Origin of the sequence: [Mycobacterium] fortunisiensis, assembly GCF_019050325.1 — a bacterium.
In the GTDB taxonomy this organism is placed as follows: domain Bacteria; phylum Actinomycetota; class Actinomycetes; order Mycobacteriales; family Mycobacteriaceae; genus Mycobacterium; species Mycobacterium fortunisiensis.
Genome location: NZ_VOMB01000013.1, coordinates 14,703 through 33,913, shown reverse-complemented (window position 1 = coordinate 33,913; position 19,211 = coordinate 14,703). Strand labels below are relative to the sequence as shown.

Genomic DNA, 19,211 nt, shown 5'->3' with positions numbered 1-19,211 from the left:
TTTCCGGTGGCCCCGGCCACTGCGATCCGCATGGTGTCTCCCGTCCCGGCCGAATAGTCCGTCTCGAACTATATGAGCTATCCGAGCAAGGCCCGCAACTTCTCCCGACCATCGTCATCGAGCGGAAGCAACGGCAGCCGCGGCACGCCGACGCCCCGGCCCAACAGGTCCAGCCCGGCCTTGATCGTGGTGGGCAGGCCGCCGGCCACGATGAACTCCAGCAGGGGACGCATCTGCTCGTATACCTTCTCGGCGCGAGCCGCGTCCCCGGCACGGATCGCCTCGTAGAGGTCCAGGCACGGCTGCGGACGCAGGTTCGGAGCGGCCGTGCACCATCCCTTCGCCCCGGCATTGAAAGCCTTGAGTACCAACGGGTTATTGCCGTTGTAGAAGGGCAGCCGCCCGTCGCTGAGCTCGGCGATGCGAAGCATCCGCGTCAGATCGCCGGTGGATTCCTTGACCATGGTGACGTTGTCGATGTCGTTGAACATCTGCACCAACAGCTCCGGCTGCATGTCGATGCCGCTGGTCGCCGGGTTGTTGTACACCATGATCGGAATGCCGATCGCCGCGCCGACCGTGGCATAGTGCTGGGCGATCTCGCGTTCGGACAGCTTCCAGTACGAGATCGGCAGCACCATCACCGCATCGGCGCCCGCCCGCTCGGCAAAACGGGCACGGCGAATGGTGTTGGCAGTGGTCAGATCCGAGGCACCGACGATCACCGGTACCCGCCGGTCGACCACCGCGATCGTGGTGTCGACGACGGCATCGAACTCGGCCTCGGTGAGATACGCCGACTCCCCGGTGCTGCCGAGCGGGACGATGCCGTGTGCCCCGTCGGTGACCAACCGGTCGGTGAGCGCGGCGAGCTTGTCGGTGTCGACGCGGTCGTCGTCGGTGAAGGGTGTCACCGGATAGGCGAGAATTCCGTGGATTTCCGGGCTGGCGGGCATGGCGTGTCCTTCTTCGGTGGGGCGCAGGCTGGTGTGGTCGGTCAACTGGTCAATGCATCGGGATGGTTGCGCAACGCACGCCGCGCGTAGTAGGCGAAGTTGGCCTGGCTGCGCTTGGGCCGCAATGTCCAGTCGTGGGCCTCGCGGGCCAGTCGCGGCGGCAGGTCGGCGATCGTCCCCGCTGCCATCGCAGCCAGTTGCAGTTTGGCGCCGCGCTCGATCAGCATCGACAGCGAGCACGCCTCCTCGACACTGGCCCCGGCGATCACCTGACCGTGGTGTGCCAACAGGATGGCCTTCTTGTCCCCCAGTGCGGCACTGATGATCTCGCCCTCTTCGTTGCCGACCGGGACCCCGGGCCAGTCGGCCAGAAAGGCGCAGTCGTCGTAGAGCGGCGCGATGTCCATCTGGGACACGTGCAGCGGGACTTCCAGCATCGACAGCGCGGCGACATGGAACGGGTGGGTGTGCACGATGCACTGCACATCGGGACGGGCGCGGTAGATCCAGCTGTGGAATCGATTGGCGGGGTTCGCCATTCCGCCACCTTCGAGCACATTGAGATCCTCGTCGACCAGCAGCAGATTGGCTTCGGTGATCTCGTCGAAGCCCAGCCCGAGCTGTTGGGTGTAGTACGTTCCCGGCTTTTCGGCCCGGGCGGTGATCTGGCCCGCCAGGCCCGAGTCGTGGCCCGCGTCGAACAATGCCCGACACGTCAGGGCCAGTTTCTGCCGCGTCGTCAGTGCGGACTCCTTGACATGGGTGGACAACCCGTCGAGGGCCCGCTGCATCAGGACTTGCTTCGAATCACCAAGCGTGTTCGCCATCTCGGCATCCTTTCTGCGTGGAGGATCCGCCGAACAGTCACGACTGTAGGACACTGTGTGTCATACAGTCAACCATTTTCAGTGCGACGCATCCGCCGCAGGTTGGTCAGCGGCCGCGGCTGTACTCGGTATGGGTGATCACCAGCACCTCGCTGGGCGCGCTTCCCCGCTGCCGCAACTGGTGCGGCAGCGAGGCGTCGAAATACGCGCAATCACCGGGCTCCAAAGCGATCAACTCATCCTGATAACGCAGCTCCACGGCCCCGGCGTGAACGAAAACCAGTTCCTGGCCAGCATGTTCGGGATGGGGGTGCTCGGCGAACTTGAGCGTCGGTCGCACGATGAACGGCGACATCGACTTTCCGAGCATGCCGGCGGCCACAGCCTGATAGCGGTTGCCGCCCCGCTCCCCGGCACGGTCGACAGCCAACGTCGTGACCGCCGGATCCTCAGAGAACAACTGTGCGACATCCACCTCGAGCGCGCGGGCCAACTTCATGGCGACCGCGATCGAGGGGGTGGAGCGCTGCCGCTCCACCTTGGACAGGTAGCTCTTCGTCAAACCCGTCGCCCCGGCGAGCTCCTCGAGCGTCATCCCCCGCTGTTGGCGCACAGCGCGTAACAGAGCGCTCATCTCACATCCGTCCGATCGACGACCACGTCTGCTCCAATGGTCCCACAGGATACGCGGTGTCCTATGGGCGACATTCCGTCCGTTCGCTCAATCCGTCGCGGTGACCAGGGCCCACAGGCCGTCCGCACCGGCAGTGGTGGCGTAATCGGTGAGCACCTGATCCCAGTGCCCCACCGACCCGTACTCCGAACGCCACGCCAGTGCGGGCATGGTGAACTCGTGCAGGCGGTGCTCGCGCGTGGTGCCGATCGCGCCGTGCACCTGATGGGCATTGCGCACCACCACCGAAGCAGCATGGCCGACACACGAACGGGACACTGCCACAAGAAAATCCAGATGCGACGAGGACCAGTCCGAGCGCAATGCCTCCGCCAGCGCACCATCGGTGGCCGCTCTGGCCAACGCCGCCTCGGCGGCGATGTCGGCAACCAGATGCTGCACCGCCTGAAACTTCGCCAACGGACGGCCGAACTGGATACGTTCACCCACATGCACCACCGACAGCGCCACGATCCGATCCAAGGCAGCACACACCTGAACGGCACGCACCACCGCCGCCCGGTGCAAGAACTGGTCAAACACACTGTCGGGCACCGAGGTTCCGGTCACACCCGACAGATCCACCCTGATCTCGTCGCGAGGCTCACCCGCACTGTTGTGACCCGCGCTGACCGACAGCCAGGCGGTGGGCACATCGGCCACCTGATATCCGCTGTCACCGGACCAGAGCAGCACAACCCGCTCGGCGCCGGTGACCCACGGCACCGCGCGCGCCGTGCCGGCACCGTCGAGCACGCAGGCCGTGCGCCGGGCACCGTCGACCGCCAACCCGGCCGCCTCCAACAGCCAGCAGGCCAGCAGATCATGTTCGGCCAGTGGGATTCTCACGCCGTGCCAGACGGCCGCCCGCAACAACTCGACCGCCTCGGGCCAGCCGGCGCCGCTGCCGCCGGACTCTTCCGGACCGGTCAGCCGGACCAGCCCGAGTTCGTCCAGCCGGCCCCACAACTCGTCGATTGCCGCACCCGGCGGATGCTGTTCCCGATGCGCGGCAAAGACCGCCGACATCATCTCGACCAATTCGGTGTCAACAGCGCTCATCAGTACCATCTCTTCTTCGCGCAAGCGCTCATCAGTGCCCTCTCTTCTTCGCGCAAGCGCTCATCAGTACCATCTCTTCTTCGCGCAAGCGCTCATCAGCGCAACCCCAGTCCCCTCGCAACAACCCCCCGCAACACCTCATTCGTCCCTCCGCGCAGCGTGAAGCCGGGGCGTTGGACCACCGCGTCGGCCACCATGGCCCGATACCCCTCGTCCTCGGCGTCGCCGAGAACGTCGGCGAAATCGGCGATGTCACCCTCGGTCGAGGTTCCCAGCACCTTGACCACAGCCGCTGCGGTGTCGGCCGGCTCGTGCCGCTCCAACGCCCCGGCGACCGCCATCGACATCTGGTGCAACCCGGTGATGCGGGCCAAGTGCCGGCCCAGATCGGTATGGCGCGGCAAGGACCCGTCACGCATGTGCGACGCCATGTCGGCCAGCAGCGGAAACGTCGACAGGAAACGCTCAGGCCCACTGCGTTCGAAACTGAGCTCCGAGGTCACCTGCTGCCAGCCGTTGCCGATAGTGCCGAACACCATGGCCTCGGGCACGAACACCTCGTCGAGGATCACCTCGTTGAAGTGGTGTTTGCCGTTCATCGAGATGATGGGGCGGATGTCGACGCCCGACGCGTGCAGGTCGACGATGAACTGGCTGAGTCCGTCGTGACGGTGCGCAGGATCGACCGGTGCGGTGCGGGCCAGGCAGATGAAGGCGTGGGCGAGGTGCGCCCCCGAGGTCCACACCTTGGTCCCGCTGATCGCCCACCCGCCGTCGACCGGTACGGCCTTGGTGCGCACGCTGGCCAGGTCCGAGCCCGAATCCGGCTCGCTCATCCCGATTCCGAAATAGCACTCGCCTTTGGCTATGGCGGGCAAGAACTTTCGCCGCTGTTCCTCGGTGCCGTACTTCAGTAACGACGGGACGATCTGACGGTCGGCGATCCAGTGCGCGCCCACCGGCGCCCCGGCCGCCAGCAGCTCCTCGGTGACCACGAACCGTTCCTGGTGGCTGCGCCCATGGCCGCCGTAGGCCACCGGCACCGTCATCCCCAGCCACCCGCGGGCGGCCAGCTCGCGGCTGAAGTCCTGGTCCCACCCGGTCAGCCAACAGTCGGCGTACCGGCCGATCCGGCCGGCCTGCTGCTGCTCGGCGATGAATCGGCGCACCTGCAGGCGCAACTCGTCGAGGCCATGCGGATCACCGGTCACCGGTGGCACCAAGCTGGTCATGTTCTGCTCCGTCCACTACGGATCAGCAACTTACCGCGATGCGCCCGAGACCTGCGTCACCGCGGGTATCGCCGCCGGTTCGGCTACGTTATGTGCACTATGACTGCTACCCCGACTGTGACCATGTACACCACGACCTGGTGCGGCTACTGCTCGCGGCTCAAGACCGCGCTCAAGGCCGAGGGCATCGCCTGGACCGAGGTCGACATCGAGCAGGATCCGGCCGCCGCCGAATTCGTCGGCTCGGTCAACGGCGGCAACCACGTGGTGCCGACGGTGAAGTTCCCCGATGGCTCGACGCTGACCAACCCGACCATCAAGCAGGTCAAGGCCAAACTCGGCTGACGGTCCCGCTGTCGTCGTTCCCGATCAGTCCAGGGCTGCCCAGGATTCGATGATTTCACGGGCGATGGAGATCGACCCGGGCAGCAGCAGCCGTGACGACGAGTCGCGGTCGGCCGCGCTCCAATCGCCCTGATCCAGGGCCGCGCGGATCTCGGCCCGGGTGAACCAGTCGGCCTCGGCGATCTCGCCATCGCTGAACACGAACGGCTGCTCCGGATCACCGATGGCATGGAACCCGACCATCAGCGACCGTGGGAACGGCCACGGTTGGCTGCCCAGATACTGCACGTCGCTGACGGTCAGCCCGATCTCCTCGGAGATCTCGCGCACCACGCAGGACTCGAACGATTCACCGGCCTCGACGAAGCCGGCCAGGATCGAGAACAGCCGCTGCGGCCAGGCCGTCTGCCGCGCCAATACCGCGCGGTCGTAGCCGTCGTGCACCAGGCAGATCACCGCCGGGTCGATGCGCGGGAACTCCTCGTGCCCGCTGACCGGATCCACCCGCGACCAACCGCCCTTCGCCGGCCTGGTCAGGGCGCCGTCCACGGCGCTGAACCGGGCCCGGTCATGCCAGTTCAGCAGCGCCGTCGCGGTCGCCACCAGTTGCGCGCTGGTGTCGTCGAACACTTCCCCGGCCCGGCGCAGGTCCAGCACCTCGGCGTCGGCGTCGGGATCCTCCGGGCCCTCCAGCGCGCTGCGGACAGCCCACACGTGCTGCCCGTCGCGCAGCCGGCCCAGGAACACCGCATGTTCGGGCGGCTTGTCGGTGCCCAGGCTCGAGGCCCTACCCAGCACCACCCGGCCACCCGAAATCAGCACCTGGTTGCGCCGGTCGACCCGCAGCAGCAGCGCCTCCGCCCAGCCTTCGGTCGCCGCGTCGATATCGGTACGCAGCGCATCGGCCCGGTCCGCGCCGACCCGCGAAAGCAGCGGAACGTGCCGCAGACCGAAAGTCCGGTGGCCTGTCACACCGGGGCGGTCACCGGAGCTCACCGCTCGGCGTCCGCGCTGCGGATGTAGAGCAACCGGTCGCCGGCCTCGAGCGCATCCACCTCCGGCGCATCGACCCGGACCAGCCGGCCCGCACGCACCACCCCCAGCACGATGTCGTGCAGGTGCCGCGGTGAGCCGCCCGCCTCCTTCGGGGTCACCTCACGTTCGGCGATGGCAAAGCCGGCATCGGGGGTCAGCAGATCCTCCATCATCTCCACCACGCTGGGGGTCTGCGTCGCAATACCGAGCAGCCGGCCGGCCGTCTCCGAAGACACCACCGTGGAGTCCGCACCGGACTGCTTGAGCAGATGCAGGTTGTCGGATTCCCGCACCGCGGCGATGATCTTGGCCTTCGGCGCGAGTTCACGGGCGGTCAGGGTGACCAGTACCGCGCTGGCATCGTCGTCGGCCGCGACGATGATCGACTTGGCATGTTGGGCACCGGCCAACCGCAAGACAGCCGAGTTGGTGGCGTCGCCGTGCACGGTGACAAGGCCGGCGCCTTTGGCACGTTCCAGCGCGCCGGCGTTTTCGTCGACAACGACGATGTCGGCCGGAGACACCTCGTCACCGACCATCGCGGCGACCGCCGTCCGCCCCTTGGTGCCGTATCCGACGACGACGGTGTGGTTGCGCACTCTGTTCCTCCATCGCTGAATCTTCAGCGCCTGCCGGGATTGGGTGGTCAAGGTTTCCACGGTGGTACCGATGAGAACGATCAGGAAGGCCACCCGCAGCGGCGTGATGACGATGACGTTCACCAGACGCGCCGAATCCGTGTACGGCGTGATGTCGCCGTAGCCTGTCGTCGACAGCGACACCGTCGCGTAGTACAGGCAGTCCAGGAACGACAACGGATTGTTGGCATCCGGGACACTGTCGTTGTCCCGGTAACCGTAGCGATCCGCATAGACGATGAGCACCGCGGCGAACAGAGCGCCGAGCGCATACAGCACCCGCATGACGATCCTGCGCGCCGGGCTGACGAATGGCTCCGGGATCCGCAACACGTCGACTAGCGCAGCATCCGGGCGCGACGTCAGGTTCGAGTCGATCGCGGCGAGTCGACGCCGCAGCCTGCCCTTAGCCACGCGACCTCATCATCGAGCAAAGCGCCCCGGGAGGTACCGAGGTCGATCCGATCAGACCCACGCCACAATGTAACCATGACTACAACCCAGCCTGCGCGGATCGACGCCACGACGACCGCCCACCGACTTGCCGCGCTGTTGTTCGGCGCGGGAGTGCTGCACTTCGTGGCACCCAAGCCCTACGACAGCATCATCCCGGCCGAGTTGCCCGGCAGCCCACGCGTCTACACCTATGCCTCGGGCGTCGCGGAATTGGCCACCGGCGCCCTGCTGGCGGCGCCACGCACCCGGCGCCTCGGCGGTCTGGCCGCGGTGGCGTTGTTCCTCGCGGTGTTCCCGGGCAACCTGAACATGGTCCGGCTCTGGTGGTCCAAGCCGTGGCCACTGCGGATCGGGGCCATCGCCCGGCTGCCACTGCAGATCCCGATGATCACCGCGGCGCTGCGAGTGTACCGCAACTCCTGATCCCGGATTGCCCAGAATCCCTGCCGCACAATGATTTTCATCTGCGCCGCCGGCGCACTCGGCCCAGGCGGTCAGGTGTGGCAAGGCTATCGTTGCTGGCGGTGTCAATGGCCTTGGGCGAATACGTCTCGGTGAGCACCCAACGCGACACCGAGCGCGCCCTGTTGCGCGAGGAACGTCGCGAACTGCGCGATGACCCGGCCGCCGAACTCGACGAACTGGCCGCGCTCTACGAAGCCAAGGGGTTGTCGACCACGACCGCGCGCACCGTGGCCGAGGAACTGACCGACCACGACGCCTTCGCCGCCCACGCCGAGGTCGAATTGGGCCTCGATCCCAGGGAGCTGACCAATCCCTGGCAGGCGGCCGCGTCTTCGGCGCTGTCGTTCACGATCGGTGCGCTGTTGCCGTTGACCGCGATCCTGGTGCCGCCGACGACGTGGCGGAATTCCGGTGACCGCGGTGGCAGTGCTGTTGGCCCTGATGCTGACCGGCGCGGTCTCGGCCGGGTTGGGCGGGGCACCGCAAGGTCGGGCGGTGCTGCGCAACGTGATCGGAGGCAGCCTGGCGTTGGCGATCACCTACGCGATCGGGTTGCTGGTGGGCACCGCGATCACCTGAGGCCGCCTAGGATTCCGGCTCCCGCTCTGGCTCCGGCTCCGGCTCCGGTGAAGCGGTCACCGGATCGCTCAACAACGCCACCAACTCGTCCTCCCCGGGCAGCGTGTCGGGGCTGACGGTCTGCCCCGACCGCACGTAGTGGAACGCGGCCCGCACCGATTCCGGTGGGCAGCCCCGCAGCGCGGCCCACGCCAGCCGGTACACCGCCAGCTGAACCGCGGCCTGCGCCATGGCTTCCGGGGTGGCCGGGGGCTCGCCGGTTTTCCAGTCCACCACCGTGGTGGTGCCGTCGTCGTGGGCGAACACCGCGTCGATGCGACCGCGCACGACGGTGGTCCGACTCGATCCGATCGCCATGTCGAACGGCACCTCGACCTCGATCGGGGTACGCGCGGCCCACGGCGACATGATGAACGCGTCCTGCAACTCGGACAGCTCGGCCGCACCGGCACGCCCGGTGTCGCTGTCCACCGCGCCGGGCAGATCGTCGAGATCGAACAACCGCTCGGAGTGGAAGTACCGCTGTACCCATTCGTGGAATGCGGTACCCAGCAGGGCATGCGGGTCCGGACGCTGCGGCAGCCTGCGCCGCAGCCGCTGCAACGCGGCCTGGCGATCCCGGCTCAACTCCACCAGGGTGCTGACCGACAGCTGGCCGGGAAGCTGCATCGGTGCGGCCTGCGGTTCCCGCGCCCGCTCGGCCAGCAGGGCGTCGACATCGGCCGACCAACCCTCGTGGTCGGTGCCGGGGTCATCTTGGTGCTCCCCCGCCAGCGCCTGCGCCACCAGCGCCGCGCCACGGTCGACATCGGAGGCCCTGGCCGGAGCCGCGGGCCACATCGCTTCGACGACCTTGTCTCGCAACGGATTAACCTCACCGTCTGTCGGCGCGGGTGCCCAATGCTCGACCACGCCACACGGATTCCCCTGCGCGGCAGCGTCGTCGATGATGGCCTTGATCTCGGTGAGGAACTCCGACGGGCCTCGCGGCTTGCTCTCGGTGGCGCCCCAGTGATGTCCGGAGATCAGCAAGGTGTCCTCGGAGCGGGTGATCGCGACGTACAGCAACCGCCGTTCCTCGTCGATGCGTCGTTGTTCGAGGCTGCGTTTGTGCTCGGAGATCTTGTCCGACAGGATTTTCCGGTCGTTGATGTCGGAGGTGTCCAATATCGGTACCCCGAGCTCCGATTCGACGGCCCGGTCGCCGCGCAACAGCGGGGGCAGGTCTGACGAATCGGTGAGCCAGGTGCGCGCCGATGCCGTCGACGGGAACACCCGACCGCTCAGATGCGGAACCGCCACCACCTGCCATTCCAAACCCTTGGCCGCGTGCACGGTCAGGATCTGCACCCGGTCGTGCGACACCGTCAGCTCGGCCGGGGCGAGGCCGTTCTCCTCCTCGGTCGCCACATCCAGGTACGCCAGCAGTGCCAGCACCGAGCCGCCGCCGCGTGCCGCGAAATCGGCCACCACGTCGCTGAACGTGTCGAGGTTCTCGGTTCCCGACCATCCCGCGGTCACCGGGCGGGCGGCCCGGGCCTCGGCGTCCAATCCCGCCACCCGCCGCACCTCGGCGACCAGTTCCGGCAGCGGATGGCTCAGGTGCGCCCGCAACATGGTCAGCTCCCGGGCCAGCGCCTCGATCCGCTGCTGGCCGGCCGGTGAATAGCGTTCGGCGGGACCGGGATCGCAGATCGCGTCGGCCAGGCAGGCCGCATCAGCATCCGGAGCGGCCTGCGCCACGATCTCCGCGGCGTTCGGTTCTCCCGCCGGACGGTCGTCGAGCTCCCTTGCCCGGCGCCACAGCGCGGCGATGTCGGCGGCACCGAACCGCCAGCGCGGGCCGGTCAGCACCCGCATCACCGCCGACCCCGCGGTGGGTTCGGCCACCAGCCGCAGCATCGCGACCAGGTCGGCGACCTCGGGCACGGCCAGCAGCCCGGCCACACCCACCACCTCGGCGGGGACCCCTCGCGCCCCGAGCGCCTCGGCCATCGGCGCGGCGTCGGCGTTGCGCCGAACCAGGACCGCGGCGGTGGGTGGCGGGCCGCCCTGTGCCACCGCAGCGTGGTAGCGCTGCGCCAGTTGGTCTGCCACCCAGTCACGTTCGGTTTCGACATCATCGAGCAGTGCGCACTGGATGGTGCCCGGCTCGGCATCGGGCCGGGGCCGCAGCTCGTGCACTGCCACCGAACGTTGCCGGGCCTCGGCCGATACCGCGTTGGCCAGATGCAGGGCGCTGGGCGGGTTGCGCCAACTCGTCCGCAATTCCAAGGTCGGGGCCGGGGTGCCGTCGGCGAGCGGGAAATCGGTGGTGAATCGCGGCAGGTTCGTCGCCGACGCACCGCGCCACCCATAGATCGACTGGATGGGATCACCGACTGCGGTCAACGCCAGGCGATCGTCGACACCGCCACCGAACAACGACGACAGTGCCACCCGTTGGGCGTGCCCGGTGTCCTGGTATTCGTCGAGCAGCACCACCCGAAAACGCTCGCGCAGTTGCGCGCCGACCTGCGGAAAATTCGCGGCCAGTCGTGCTGCCGCCGACATCTGCATCCCGAAGTCCATCACCTTGTCGGCACGCATGCGCTGATGCAGTGCGTCGATCAATGGCACCAGCTCGGTGCGTTCGGTCTGGGTGGCCAGCATGTTCAGCAGCCATTGGCTGGGCCCACGGTCGCGTTGATACGGGCCGGCCGGAAGCGTGTGCACCAACCGCTCCAACTCGCCGTGGGTGTCATGCAGCTGGTCGGTGTCCACCAGATGTTCGGCGAGCGCCCCCGACAACCGCAACACCATCGCGGTGACCGCGGCCGGCGTCTTCTCGATGGCCAATTCGCCGGGATGTGCACACACCACGTCGAACGCCAGTTGCCACCGCTCTGTTTCACTGAGCAGCCGGGTGTCCGGTTCGACCGGGAGCAGCAGCCCGTGCTCGCGCAGCAGGGTGCCGGCGAAGGCGTGATACGTGCTCACCGTCGCGGACTCGGCCGACGCCTCGCCCGCCGGTACCGGTGTCAGGCCCGCGCCGGCCAGCCGGGCCAGGCGGGTCCGCACCCGCCGCAACAACTGACCGGCCGCCTTGCGGGTGAAGGTCAGCCCCAGCACCTGCGCCGGCGTGGCAAAACCGTTGGCCACCAACCAGACCACCCGGGCCGCCATGGTCTCGGTCTTGCCGGCGCCGGCGCCGGCGATCACCACCAGCGGCCCGGGCGGTGCGGCGATGACGGCGGCCTGCTCGTCGGTCGGCGGGAACAATCCCAACGCCGCGGACAACTCCGCCGGGCTGTAACGCACCGTGGCCGGCGCGGTGTCCGTCATGACCGGTCTCGGATCGCCTGGGCCGGGCACGACGAGCGCACCGGGCAATTCGCACAGCCGTCGTTGACCCGCGCCACGAAGTGCGGCCCGGCCGTGGCCGCCGCGGCGGCACCGACGGCGTCCTGCCAATTCGCCCGGGTCTCGGGCGACATCGGATCCTGTTCGCGTTCGGTGGCGCCGGCCGCCCCCGCCTTGCCCAGATATACCAAGCGGCCGCCACCGGGCTGATCGCCGTCGGGGATCAACCCGGCGGCCACCGCCAGCTGGTAGGTGGCCAGCTGAGCGTGCTGCTGGGCGTCGGCCTTGGTGACCGGGCTCTTGCCGGTCTTGAGATCGACCACGACGAGCCGATCCGCCCGGTCGCGCTCGAGGCGGTCCAACCGGCCCCGCACCCGGACCCTCGGCGTGCCCGGTCCGGATTCGGCGATCACGCCGTCGACATCGATCTCGGTGGCGACCTCGGTCAGCTGCGCCCGGGAGTCCGCCCGCCACCGGGTGAACGTCTCCAACATCGCCCGGTGCCGCGCCAACTCGTTGTCCGAATACCACTTCGCTTCGAAAGGCAGGCCCTCCCAGACCTTTTCCAGGTCGTTGAGCAGTTGGCTCTCGGTCTTGCCGGAATCGGACACCAGGGCGTGCACCAGCGACCCGACCGTCGAGCGGACATCGCGTCCGTCGCCGCCGCCGTGCCGCTCCAGCAGCCAGCGCAGTGGACAGTCGGTCAACATCTGCAGCGTCGACGGTGACAGGACCACCTCGGATACGACGCCGTCGGCCTCCGACCACAGCGGCTGCTCGGTGGTCAGCGTGGTCCGGGCGTGCCATTGCGACGGATCGGCCCCCGGCACACCCGCAGCCGCCAGCCTGGCCAATTGGCCTGCCGCACAGGACCGGGCCTCGTCAGCGACGGCGCCCTCCGGCGCGCACACCACGGCCCGCAGTCGGCCGACCACGGCCGAGGGCACCAGCACCCGCGGCGCGGCCAGCGGCGGCATCGGGGCGGATTCGCCTGCCACTTCTGCCAGTTCGGCACAGAACGGTGACGGCAACAGCGATTCGTCGCCGCCGTCGCTGTCGACAGCCGTCACCAGCAGCCGGGTCCGGGCCCGGCCCATGGCGGCCAGCAGTAAACGCCGCTCTTCGGCCAACAGCGGCGCCCGGGTCGACACCGCACGGTCATCGGCGACGGCCACCCCGTCGAGCACGTCGACCAGGTGTTGGGTACCAAGGATCCCGCCGCGCGGGATCGTGTTGGGCCACAACCCTTCCTGGACGCCGGCGATCACCACGAAATCCCATTCCCGGCCCAGGGCGGCGTGTGCGCTGAGCACCGCCACCGCGTCGGTCGGCCGGGTCGAATCCGAGGGTGAGATCGATGCGCCCAGGGTCCGGACGTGGTCCACCAGCCCGCGCAGCGAGGCACCTGCGGTGCGGCTCACGTACTGGTCGGCCACGTCGAACAGTGCCGTCACCGCGTCCAGGTCACGATCGGCCTGCGCTCCGATGGTGCCACCGCGCTCACTGGCGGCCAGCCACCGCGGCTGCAGCCGGCAGGCGTTCCAGACCTGCCAGAGCGTGTAGCGCGGGTCGGCGCCGTCCCGCTGGCTGCGGCGGGCGGCGGCCAGTACCGACCGCAACCGGCGCAGCGGCTTCGCCTGCTCGGCGGCCAATCCGGCGGGCTCGGCATCGATCGCCGCGACGAGCAGGTCGGTGAAATCCCGCGGCGGCGTCGACCCGTCGGCGCGACGCAGCGCCCGGCGCATCTGCCGCAAGGTCACCGGGTCGACCCGGCCGATCGGTCCGGTGAGCAGGTCGACGGCACTGTCCCCGTCCAGCTGCCCGCATGCGGTCGCCTCCAACACCGTCAGCAGCGCAGCGACAGCGGGCTGCTCGGACAGGCCGAGGTCGATGCCCGGCGCCTGGACCGGCACGCCGGCGGTGCTCAAGGCCCGCGCCAGGGCGGCCCCGACCCGCGGAATCGAGCGCACCACCACCGCCATCTCCGACCAGGGCACCCCGTCGACCAGATGCGCGCGGCGCAGCGCATCGGCAATGAAGGTGTTCTCGGCGTGCGGTGTGGCCGCCAGCCGCAGGGTGACCTGGCCCTCCCCCCGCTCCGGATTACCCGCCAGCCCGCGGCCGGCGTTGACCCCGGGCAACCGGCGAGCGACAACCGAGATGGCGGAGGCGATCTCGGGCGAGCACCGGTGTGACCGGGTCAGGGTGATCGCCGGCGAGTCGGCGTCGTGGTCGCGCAACAACACCGGATCGGCGCCGCGGTAGGAGAACACCGCCTGGTCGGGGTCGCCGGCGATGACCGTCAGGCCGGCACCGGCGGACAGGACTTTGACCAACAGCGCGGCCTGCGGGTCGAGGTGCTGCGCATCGTCGACGAGCAGCACGCTGATCCGGGCCCGTTCGGCGGCCAGCAGATCGGCGTCAGTGCCGAGTGCCTCCAGGGCCGCGCCGACGAGTTCAGCCGCTCCGAGTGCCGGGATGGTGGCCTGCGGCGCAGCCATTCCAACCGCTGAACGCAACAGCATGATCTGCTCGTAGGCCTGCGCGAACCGGCCCGCCGCCAACCATTCCGGGCGGCCCGCCGACCGCCCCAGGCGCTGCAGGGCACGCGGATCCACACCGCGCTCGGTGCAGCGGGCCATCAGATCGCGCAACTCGGTGGCAAAGCCGGCCGTGCTCAGCGCGGGCCACAGCTGCTCGGGCCAGCCGACCGGCGAGTTCACCCCGTCCTCCAGATCGCCGGCCAACAGCTCGCGGATGATGCCGTCCTGTTCGGCCGTGGTGATCAACCGCGGCGGCGGATCGCCGTTGCGCTGAGCTGCCAGCCGCAGCAGCGCGAACGCGTAGGAGTGCACGGTGCGCACCAATGGTTCGCGCACCACGCCGTGGGTGCCCGCCGCGAGCAGCCGCGCGGTGATGGCGGCCCGGGCCTCCGTGCGCAGCCGGGCCGAACCGGTCAGCAACAGCACCGACTCGGGATCGGTGCCCGCCGCGATGTGTTCGGCCGCGGTGTCGACCAGCAGCGAGCTCTTCCCCGTGCCGGGACCGCCCAGTACCCGCACCACACCGCCGCGCCCTGGGACCAGCAGCTCGGTGCCGGCCGGTGCCGGTTCGACGTGGTGTGTGGTCATGGAGGGAATGACACCAGAAGGTACCGACAAGTAGCTGCTCTGGCACCATCGACGGGATGTCGCCCGAGAAGTTGAACGTGTATCGCTATGGCCCCGACCAGCCGGCCCGCCTGTTGCTCATCCACGGGTTGACCGGGCATGGCCAGCGCTGGAAGACCCTGGCCGAACAGCACCTAACCGGTGTCGCGGTGCTCGCCCCTGATCTGCTCGGGCACGGCCGCTCCTCGTGGGCCGCGCCGTGGACATTGGATGCCAACGTCGAGTCGCTGGCGGCGCTGCTGGACCGTCCGACGCTGGTGGTCGGGCATTCGTTCGGGGGTGCGGTGGCCCTCAATCTCGCTGCTGTACATCCGGATCTGGTCAGCGGGCTGGTGTTGCTGGATCCCGCGGTGGGCCTCGACGGTGAGTGGATGCGCGAGATCGCCGATGCCATGTTGGCCTCGCCCGATTACCCCGACCGCGCCGAGGCCCGCGCCGAGAAGGCCAATGGTTCCTGGGGCGAGGTGACGCCGGAAGAGTTGGACCGCGATCTCGACGAGCATCTGGTCCAGCTGCCCGGCGGCCGTTACGGGTGGCGGATCAGCATTCCGGCCATGTTGTCGTACTGGAGTGAGCTGGCTCGCCCGGTTGTCCTGCCGCCCAACGGTACTCCGACCGTTCTGGTGCGCGCCACCCGCACCGATCCGCCCTACGCGCGGGACGGTCTGATCGCCGCGCTGAGCGGGCACCTCGGGTCGGATTTCACGCTGTTGGACTGGGATTGCGACCACATGGTGGCCCAGGCCAAACCCGCCGAGACCGCGCAACTGATCCGCGAGTTACTGCGCTGACATGCCGGCCGTCACCGAGGAGCAGGTCGAATCCGTCCGGGCGCTCGTCGCTGCGATCCCGCCGGGCCGGGTCTGTACATACGGTGACATCGCTGATGCCGCAGAGCTTTCCAGCCCGCGCATCGTCGGCTGGATCATGCGCACCGACTCCTCGGACCTGCCCTGGCACCGGGTGATCACCGCATCGGGTCGCCCGGCCCCGCATCTGGCGACCCGGCAGCTGGAACGGTTGCGCGCCGAGGGGGTGCTGGCCACTGACGGGCGGGTACGCCTGGCCGAGTACCGCCACCAGTTCTGAGGCGTGCAGGCGCGTTACAGGTTCAGCCGGACCAACGAGGCCGTGCGGGCCAGACCCGGGAACGCCGCCGCCGTGGACCGGGGGTGCAGCGCGTGCACGGCCAGGCGGAATATCAAGGCCCGCAACAGCATCTGCGGCCATTCCGGTAGCGATTGCCACCGCTCGATCAATCCGTCGTCGGCATCGCCCCAGGACAGCGCGTCGACCACCACCACACCCGCCGCCCACGACGCCGGACGCCAGTACGGGGTGATGTCGGTGATGCCCGGGGCGGCGGTTCCGGCGAAAAGCACTGTGCCGTAGAGATCGCCGTGGACGAGCTGGCTCGCACTCTTGGTCGGTTTGCGCAAGCTGGCCAGCTGGTTGATCAGCTCCACCGAGCGCTGACCGTCCGACGATCCGGGCGACACCCGGGCACCGGCGGGCAACGAATGCAGCGGGCGATCCTCCCAGGCCGCCCGGTCGGCGGCGATGAACACGTCGACGTCGGCCCACGGCGCCACCGGCGGCTGGGTCAGGAAGCGGGGACGCTCCAGTTTCGTGGTGGCCTCGTGCAATCGCACTGCCGCCGACACCACTTCGTCATGGCGGGGTTCGGGGGTACCGGCGACGAAGGTGTCGGCCCGCCACCCAGCCACCACGTAGCGGCCATCGGTGGAACGTACCGGGCGAGCCAGCCGCACCCCGTCCACGAACAGCGATTCCCGCACCTTGGCCGACCACGCCGCTCGGGCGTGCTCGGGCACCATCGACATCACCACTTCGCCGCAGCGCCAGCCACCCTCCCAGCTCGTGCCGAGCGGTACCGGGCGCACCCCGGACAGGCCGAACGCCGCCAGCACATGTTCCGGCGGCCGTTCCACACTCACAGCCTCAGCCTAAGCCGTTGACCGGCAAACCAGCCGTCAGTACATCACCATGTCGGGTTCGAGTTGTTTGGCCCAGGCCACAATTCCGCCCTGCAGGTGCACCGCGTCGGAGAAACCGGCGTTCTTGACGATGGCGAGCACCTCGGCCGACCGGATACCGGTCTTGCAGTAGAACACCGGGGTGCGGTCGGTCGGCAGTTTCGCCAGAGCCTCACCGGATTCGAACGTCGACTTCGGGATCAGCTCGGCGCCGGTGATGTGGTTGATGTCCCACTCCACCGGTTCACGGACATCGACCAGTGCCAACGGTTTCCCGGAGTCGAGGAGCTCCTTGAGTTCGGCCGGGGTGATGGTCGATCCGGCCGCGGCCTCGGCAGCGGCCTCGGAGACCACGCCGCAGAACGCCTCGTAGTCGATCAGCTCGGTGATCTTCGGGGTGGCCGGATCCTTGCGGATCCGGATGGTGCGGTAGGTCATGTCGAGCGCGTCGTAGACCATCAGCCGGCCGAGCAGTGGTTCGCCGATGCCGGTGATGAGCTTGATCGCCTCGGTACCCATGATCGACGCGATCGAGGCGCACAGGATGCCGAGCACGCCGCCTTCGGCGCAGGAGGGCACCATCCCCGGTGGCGGCGGTTCGGGGTAGAGATCGCGGTAGTTCAGGCCCTGCTTGTTTCCGTCGGGACCGTCGGGGGCGTCCTCCCAGAACACCGACACCTGGCCCTCGAACCGGTAGATCGAGCCCCACACGTAGGGCTTGCCCGCCAGCACCGCGGCATCGTTGACCAGGTAGCGGGTGGCGAAGTTGTCAGTGCCGTCCAGGATCAGGTCGTACTGGCTGAACAGCTCCACCGCATTGTCGGGCTCCAACCGGAACTCGTGCAGGTTCACCGTCACCAGCGGGTTGATCTCCAGCACCGACTCCTTGGCGCTCTGCGCCTTGGACCGGCCGATGTCGGACTGGCCGTGGATGATCTGGCGCTGCAGATTGGACTCGTCGACGACGTCGAACTCGACGATGCCGATGGTGCCCACCCCGGCCGCGGCCAGGTACAGCAAGGTCGGCGAACCCAGGCCACCGGCCCCGATCACCAGCACCTTGGCGTTCTTCAGCCGCTTCTGCCCGATCACGCCGACGTCCGGAATAATCAGGTGTCGGCTGTAGCGCGTCACCTCTTCGCGGGTCAGCTCGGCGGCCGGCTCAACCAACGGCGGTAACGACACGTCCAAATTCGCGGACACCGTATGTCTCCTCAGTTTTTCTGGTCAGATCATCGTCCCAGCTGCTCGTACCACAACGGTAATCCGGTGCCGATGCTTCCCGCGCCCCGCCCACCGCGATCACCGGACCGACGCATCCGCTAGGACTCGCGGCGTCACGGCCGTGCGCTGCCCCGGCGCCCGGGACGCGGCGGCTAGGCGATCGGATACGGCCAGGGATTGAATCGGCAGGTCAGACCATCTGCCTGGACGGTTCCGGGATCGAACTTGGCGGCGTCGTCGTTCGAGGTGGAGAACGTCTGCTGCATCATCACCGGCGCCAACTTGCCGTTGGCCTCGCAGGCCTCGTGCCGCTGATAGCCGATGGCGTGACCAACCTCATGGTTGACCAGGTACTGCCGGTAGGAGCCGATGTCGCCCTGAAACGGCACCGCGCCGCGCACCCAGCGGGCCTCGTTGATGAAGACCCGGTGTTGGTTGCCGTCGAACGACGGGTTGTAGCACGACGATTCCAGCTCGATGTCGTAGCCACAGCCCTCCCGCACCGTCATCGGGGAGGTCAGTGACACCCGGAAATCGGGTTCGATGCCGCTGCTCTCGTCGACCCGGGTGAAGGCGAACAGCCCGTTGTGGGTCCAGCTCTTCGGATTGGCCAGGGTCTCGCTGACCATCCGGGCGAAGCCCTCGTCGCCGCCGAAGGACGTGGTGTCCACTCCGTCCTCGACCTCGACGGTGTAGGTGACCGATTTGGTGGTGCCCTCACCGATCTTCGGGGTCGTGCCCGGCACGATGCGCCAGGTCCGGGCGCCGGCCTGGGTGAACGGCCCGCCCGCGGGCAGGATGCCGGTGGGCAGGTTCGCGTCGAACTGGGTCAGCCCCTTGGGCGGCGCGCCGATGATCGAGGTGCCGGACGCGTCGATGGTGGGCGGACCCTGCACCGGGCCCTCCTGTTCCTCCGCGGAGTGCGGGGCGCTGGTGCCGGTGATGGTCTGGTAGATCACCACCACGGTCAGCACCATCAGGACCGGCAGGGCGTATGCGCGCCAGCCATAGGTGGAGATGAACCGGCCGATCCAGGTCTGTTTCCGCCAGTGCTGATGATCGTCGCGATTGGATCTGGCGCGCCCCGAGTCCGCGGCAATCGGATCTCGCTGTGCGCGCAGCGGCTCCCGCCACTCGTTGCGCAGCGCCGGGACACGGCCACCCCCGCGACGTCCCGGGTCGTAGGTCACCGGACCAGAATGGCACAGAC

The 19,211-nt window shown here is 68.6% G+C and carries 16 protein-coding genes and 1 pseudogene; 5 read left to right on the top strand and 12 right to left on the bottom strand.

Annotated elements, in window-relative coordinates:
* Positions 1 to 77: 77 nt before the first annotated feature.
* From FR943_RS09565 to FR943_RS09545, 5 genes are all read right to left on the bottom strand, one after another.
* Positions 78 to 956, bottom strand: coding sequence for a dihydrodipicolinate synthase family protein (locus FR943_RS09565; RefSeq protein ID WP_217156332.1), 879 nt, complete (start codon positions 954 to 956; stop codon positions 78 to 80).
* Between the two features lie 41 nt (positions 957 to 997).
* Complete coding sequence (locus tag FR943_RS09560) at positions 998 to 1,783, bottom strand: aldolase (protein ID WP_217156280.1); 786 nt, start codon at positions 1,781 to 1,783, stop codon at positions 998 to 1,000.
* A gap of 106 nt (positions 1,784 to 1,889) precedes the next feature.
* Positions 1,890 to 2,417 (bottom strand): helix-turn-helix domain-containing protein, encoded by a 528-nt coding sequence (locus FR943_RS09555; RefSeq protein ID WP_217156278.1) that lies wholly within the window; start codon positions 2,415 to 2,417, stop codon positions 1,890 to 1,892.
* Between the two features lie 87 nt (positions 2,418 to 2,504).
* A complete protein-coding gene (locus FR943_RS09550) occupies positions 2,505 to 3,527 on the bottom strand; it encodes an acyl-CoA dehydrogenase family protein (protein WP_217156323.1) in 1,023 nt (340 codons plus the stop codon).
* 86 nt (positions 3,528 to 3,613) lie between these two features.
* Positions 3,614 to 4,750, bottom strand: coding sequence for an acyl-CoA dehydrogenase family protein (locus FR943_RS09545; RefSeq protein ID WP_217156277.1), 1,137 nt, complete (start codon positions 4,748 to 4,750; stop codon positions 3,614 to 3,616).
* A 99-nt stretch (positions 4,751 to 4,849) separates the two neighbouring features.
* Between FR943_RS09545 and mrx1 the strand changes: the two genes are divergently transcribed.
* A complete protein-coding gene (mrx1, locus tag FR943_RS09540) occupies positions 4,850 to 5,095 on the top strand; it encodes a mycoredoxin (protein ID WP_217156275.1) in 246 nt (81 codons plus the stop codon).
* Positions 5,096 to 5,119: 24 nt separating this feature from the next.
* On the opposite strand, the gene nudC is transcribed toward mrx1, so the two are convergent.
* Both nudC and FR943_RS09530 read right to left on the bottom strand, forming a co-directional pair.
* Positions 5,120 to 6,067, bottom strand: coding sequence for an NAD(+) diphosphatase (gene nudC / locus FR943_RS09535; RefSeq protein ID WP_217156273.1), 948 nt, complete (start codon positions 6,065 to 6,067; stop codon positions 5,120 to 5,122).
* A 20-nt stretch (positions 6,068 to 6,087) separates the two neighbouring features.
* The gene (locus tag FR943_RS09530) at positions 6,088 to 7,182 is read right to left on the bottom strand and encodes a potassium channel family protein (RefSeq protein ID WP_217156271.1); all 1,095 of its coding nucleotides are present in this window, start codon (positions 7,180 to 7,182) and stop codon (positions 6,088 to 6,090) included.
* Positions 7,183 to 7,257: 75 nt separating this feature from the next.
* Between FR943_RS09530 and FR943_RS09525 the strand changes: the two genes are divergently transcribed.
* Together FR943_RS09525 and FR943_RS09520 are read left to right on the top strand one after the other, a co-directional pair.
* Positions 7,258 to 7,647 (top strand): DoxX family protein, encoded by a 390-nt coding sequence (locus FR943_RS09525; RefSeq protein ID WP_217156269.1) that lies wholly within the window; start codon positions 7,258 to 7,260, stop codon positions 7,645 to 7,647.
* Between the two features lie 86 nt (positions 7,648 to 7,733).
* Positions 7,734 to 8,268 (top strand): annotated as a pseudogene (locus FR943_RS09520) (VIT1/CCC1 transporter family protein); the annotation flags it as partial.
* A gap of 6 nt (positions 8,269 to 8,274) precedes the next feature.
* Here the strand turns inward: FR943_RS09520 and FR943_RS09515 are convergent.
* Positions 8,275 to 11,592 (bottom strand): ATP-dependent helicase, encoded by a 3,318-nt coding sequence (locus FR943_RS09515; protein WP_217156267.1) that lies wholly within the window; start codon positions 11,590 to 11,592, stop codon positions 8,275 to 8,277.
* Positions 11,589 to 14,741: an ATP-dependent helicase gene (locus FR943_RS09510; RefSeq protein ID WP_217156265.1), complete on the bottom strand. Its 3,153-nt coding sequence runs from the start codon at positions 14,739 to 14,741 to the stop codon at positions 11,589 to 11,591. The genes FR943_RS09515 and FR943_RS09510 overlap by 4 nt, the downstream gene beginning before the upstream one ends.
* A gap of 56 nt (positions 14,742 to 14,797) precedes the next feature.
* On the opposite strand from FR943_RS09510, the gene FR943_RS09505 reads away from it, so the two are divergent.
* Positions 14,798 to 15,571 carry an alpha/beta fold hydrolase gene (locus FR943_RS09505; RefSeq protein WP_217156263.1) on the top strand — a complete coding sequence of 258 codons (774 nt, stop codon included), beginning with the start codon at positions 14,798 to 14,800 and terminating at the stop codon, positions 15,569 to 15,571.
* A 1-nt stretch (position 15,572) separates the two neighbouring features.
* Positions 15,573 to 15,869 (top strand): MGMT family protein, encoded by a 297-nt coding sequence (locus FR943_RS09500; protein ID WP_217156261.1) that lies wholly within the window; start codon positions 15,573 to 15,575, stop codon positions 15,867 to 15,869.
* A 14-nt stretch (positions 15,870 to 15,883) separates the two neighbouring features.
* On the opposite strand, the gene FR943_RS09495 is transcribed toward FR943_RS09500, so the two are convergent.
* The 3 genes from FR943_RS09495 to FR943_RS09485 all read right to left on the bottom strand — a co-directional run bounded on the left by FR943_RS09495 (position 15,884) and on the right by FR943_RS09485 (position 19,191).
* Positions 15,884 to 16,738, bottom strand: a complete 855-nt coding sequence (locus tag FR943_RS09495) for a TIGR02569 family protein (protein WP_217156259.1) — start codon at positions 16,736 to 16,738, stop codon at positions 15,884 to 15,886.
* A gap of 36 nt (positions 16,739 to 16,774) precedes the next feature.
* Positions 16,775 to 17,968: an adenylyltransferase/sulfurtransferase MoeZ gene (moeZ, locus tag FR943_RS09490; RefSeq protein WP_217156321.1), complete on the bottom strand. Its 1,194-nt coding sequence runs from the start codon at positions 17,966 to 17,968 to the stop codon at positions 16,775 to 16,777.
* A 185-nt stretch (positions 17,969 to 18,153) separates the two neighbouring features.
* Positions 18,154 to 19,191, bottom strand: coding sequence for a DUF3152 domain-containing protein (locus FR943_RS09485; protein ID WP_217156257.1), 1,038 nt, complete (start codon positions 19,189 to 19,191; stop codon positions 18,154 to 18,156).
* Between the last annotated feature and the right edge of the window lie 20 nt (positions 19,192 to 19,211).

What these genes read in the sequence shown, in the direction of transcription:
- FR943_RS09565 (WP_217156332.1), bottom strand. Translation starts at nt 956, where the DNA reads ATGCCCGCCAGCCCGGAAATCCACGGAATTCTCGCCTATCCGGTGACA.
- FR943_RS09560 (WP_217156280.1), bottom strand. Translation starts at nt 1,783, where the DNA reads ATGGCGAACACGCTTGGTGATTCGAAGCAAGTCCTGATGCAGCGGGCC.
- FR943_RS09555 (WP_217156278.1), bottom strand. Translation starts at nt 2,417, where the DNA reads ATGAGCGCTCTGTTACGCGCTGTGCGCCAACAGCGGGGGATGACGCTC.
- FR943_RS09550 (WP_217156323.1), bottom strand. Translation starts at nt 3,527, where the DNA reads ATGGTACTGATGAGCGCTGTTGACACCGAATTGGTCGAGATGATGTCG.
- FR943_RS09545 (WP_217156277.1), bottom strand. Translation starts at nt 4,750, where the DNA reads ATGACCAGCTTGGTGCCACCGGTGACCGGTGATCCGCATGGCCTCGAC.
- mrx1 (WP_217156275.1), top strand. Translation starts at nt 4,850, where the DNA reads ATGACTGCTACCCCGACTGTGACCATGTACACCACGACCTGGTGCGGC.
- FR943_RS09525 (WP_217156269.1), top strand. Translation starts at nt 7,258, where the DNA reads ATGACTACAACCCAGCCTGCGCGGATCGACGCCACGACGACCGCCCAC.
- FR943_RS09515 (WP_217156267.1), bottom strand. Translation starts at nt 11,592, where the DNA reads ATGACGGACACCGCGCCGGCCACGGTGCGTTACAGCCCGGCGGAGTTG.
- FR943_RS09510 (WP_217156265.1), bottom strand. Translation starts at nt 14,741, where the DNA reads ATGACCACACACCACGTCGAACCGGCACCGGCCGGCACCGAGCTGCTG.
- FR943_RS09505 (WP_217156263.1), top strand. Translation starts at nt 14,798, where the DNA reads ATGTCGCCCGAGAAGTTGAACGTGTATCGCTATGGCCCCGACCAGCCG.
- FR943_RS09500 (WP_217156261.1), top strand. Translation starts at nt 15,573, where the DNA reads ATGCCGGCCGTCACCGAGGAGCAGGTCGAATCCGTCCGGGCGCTCGTC.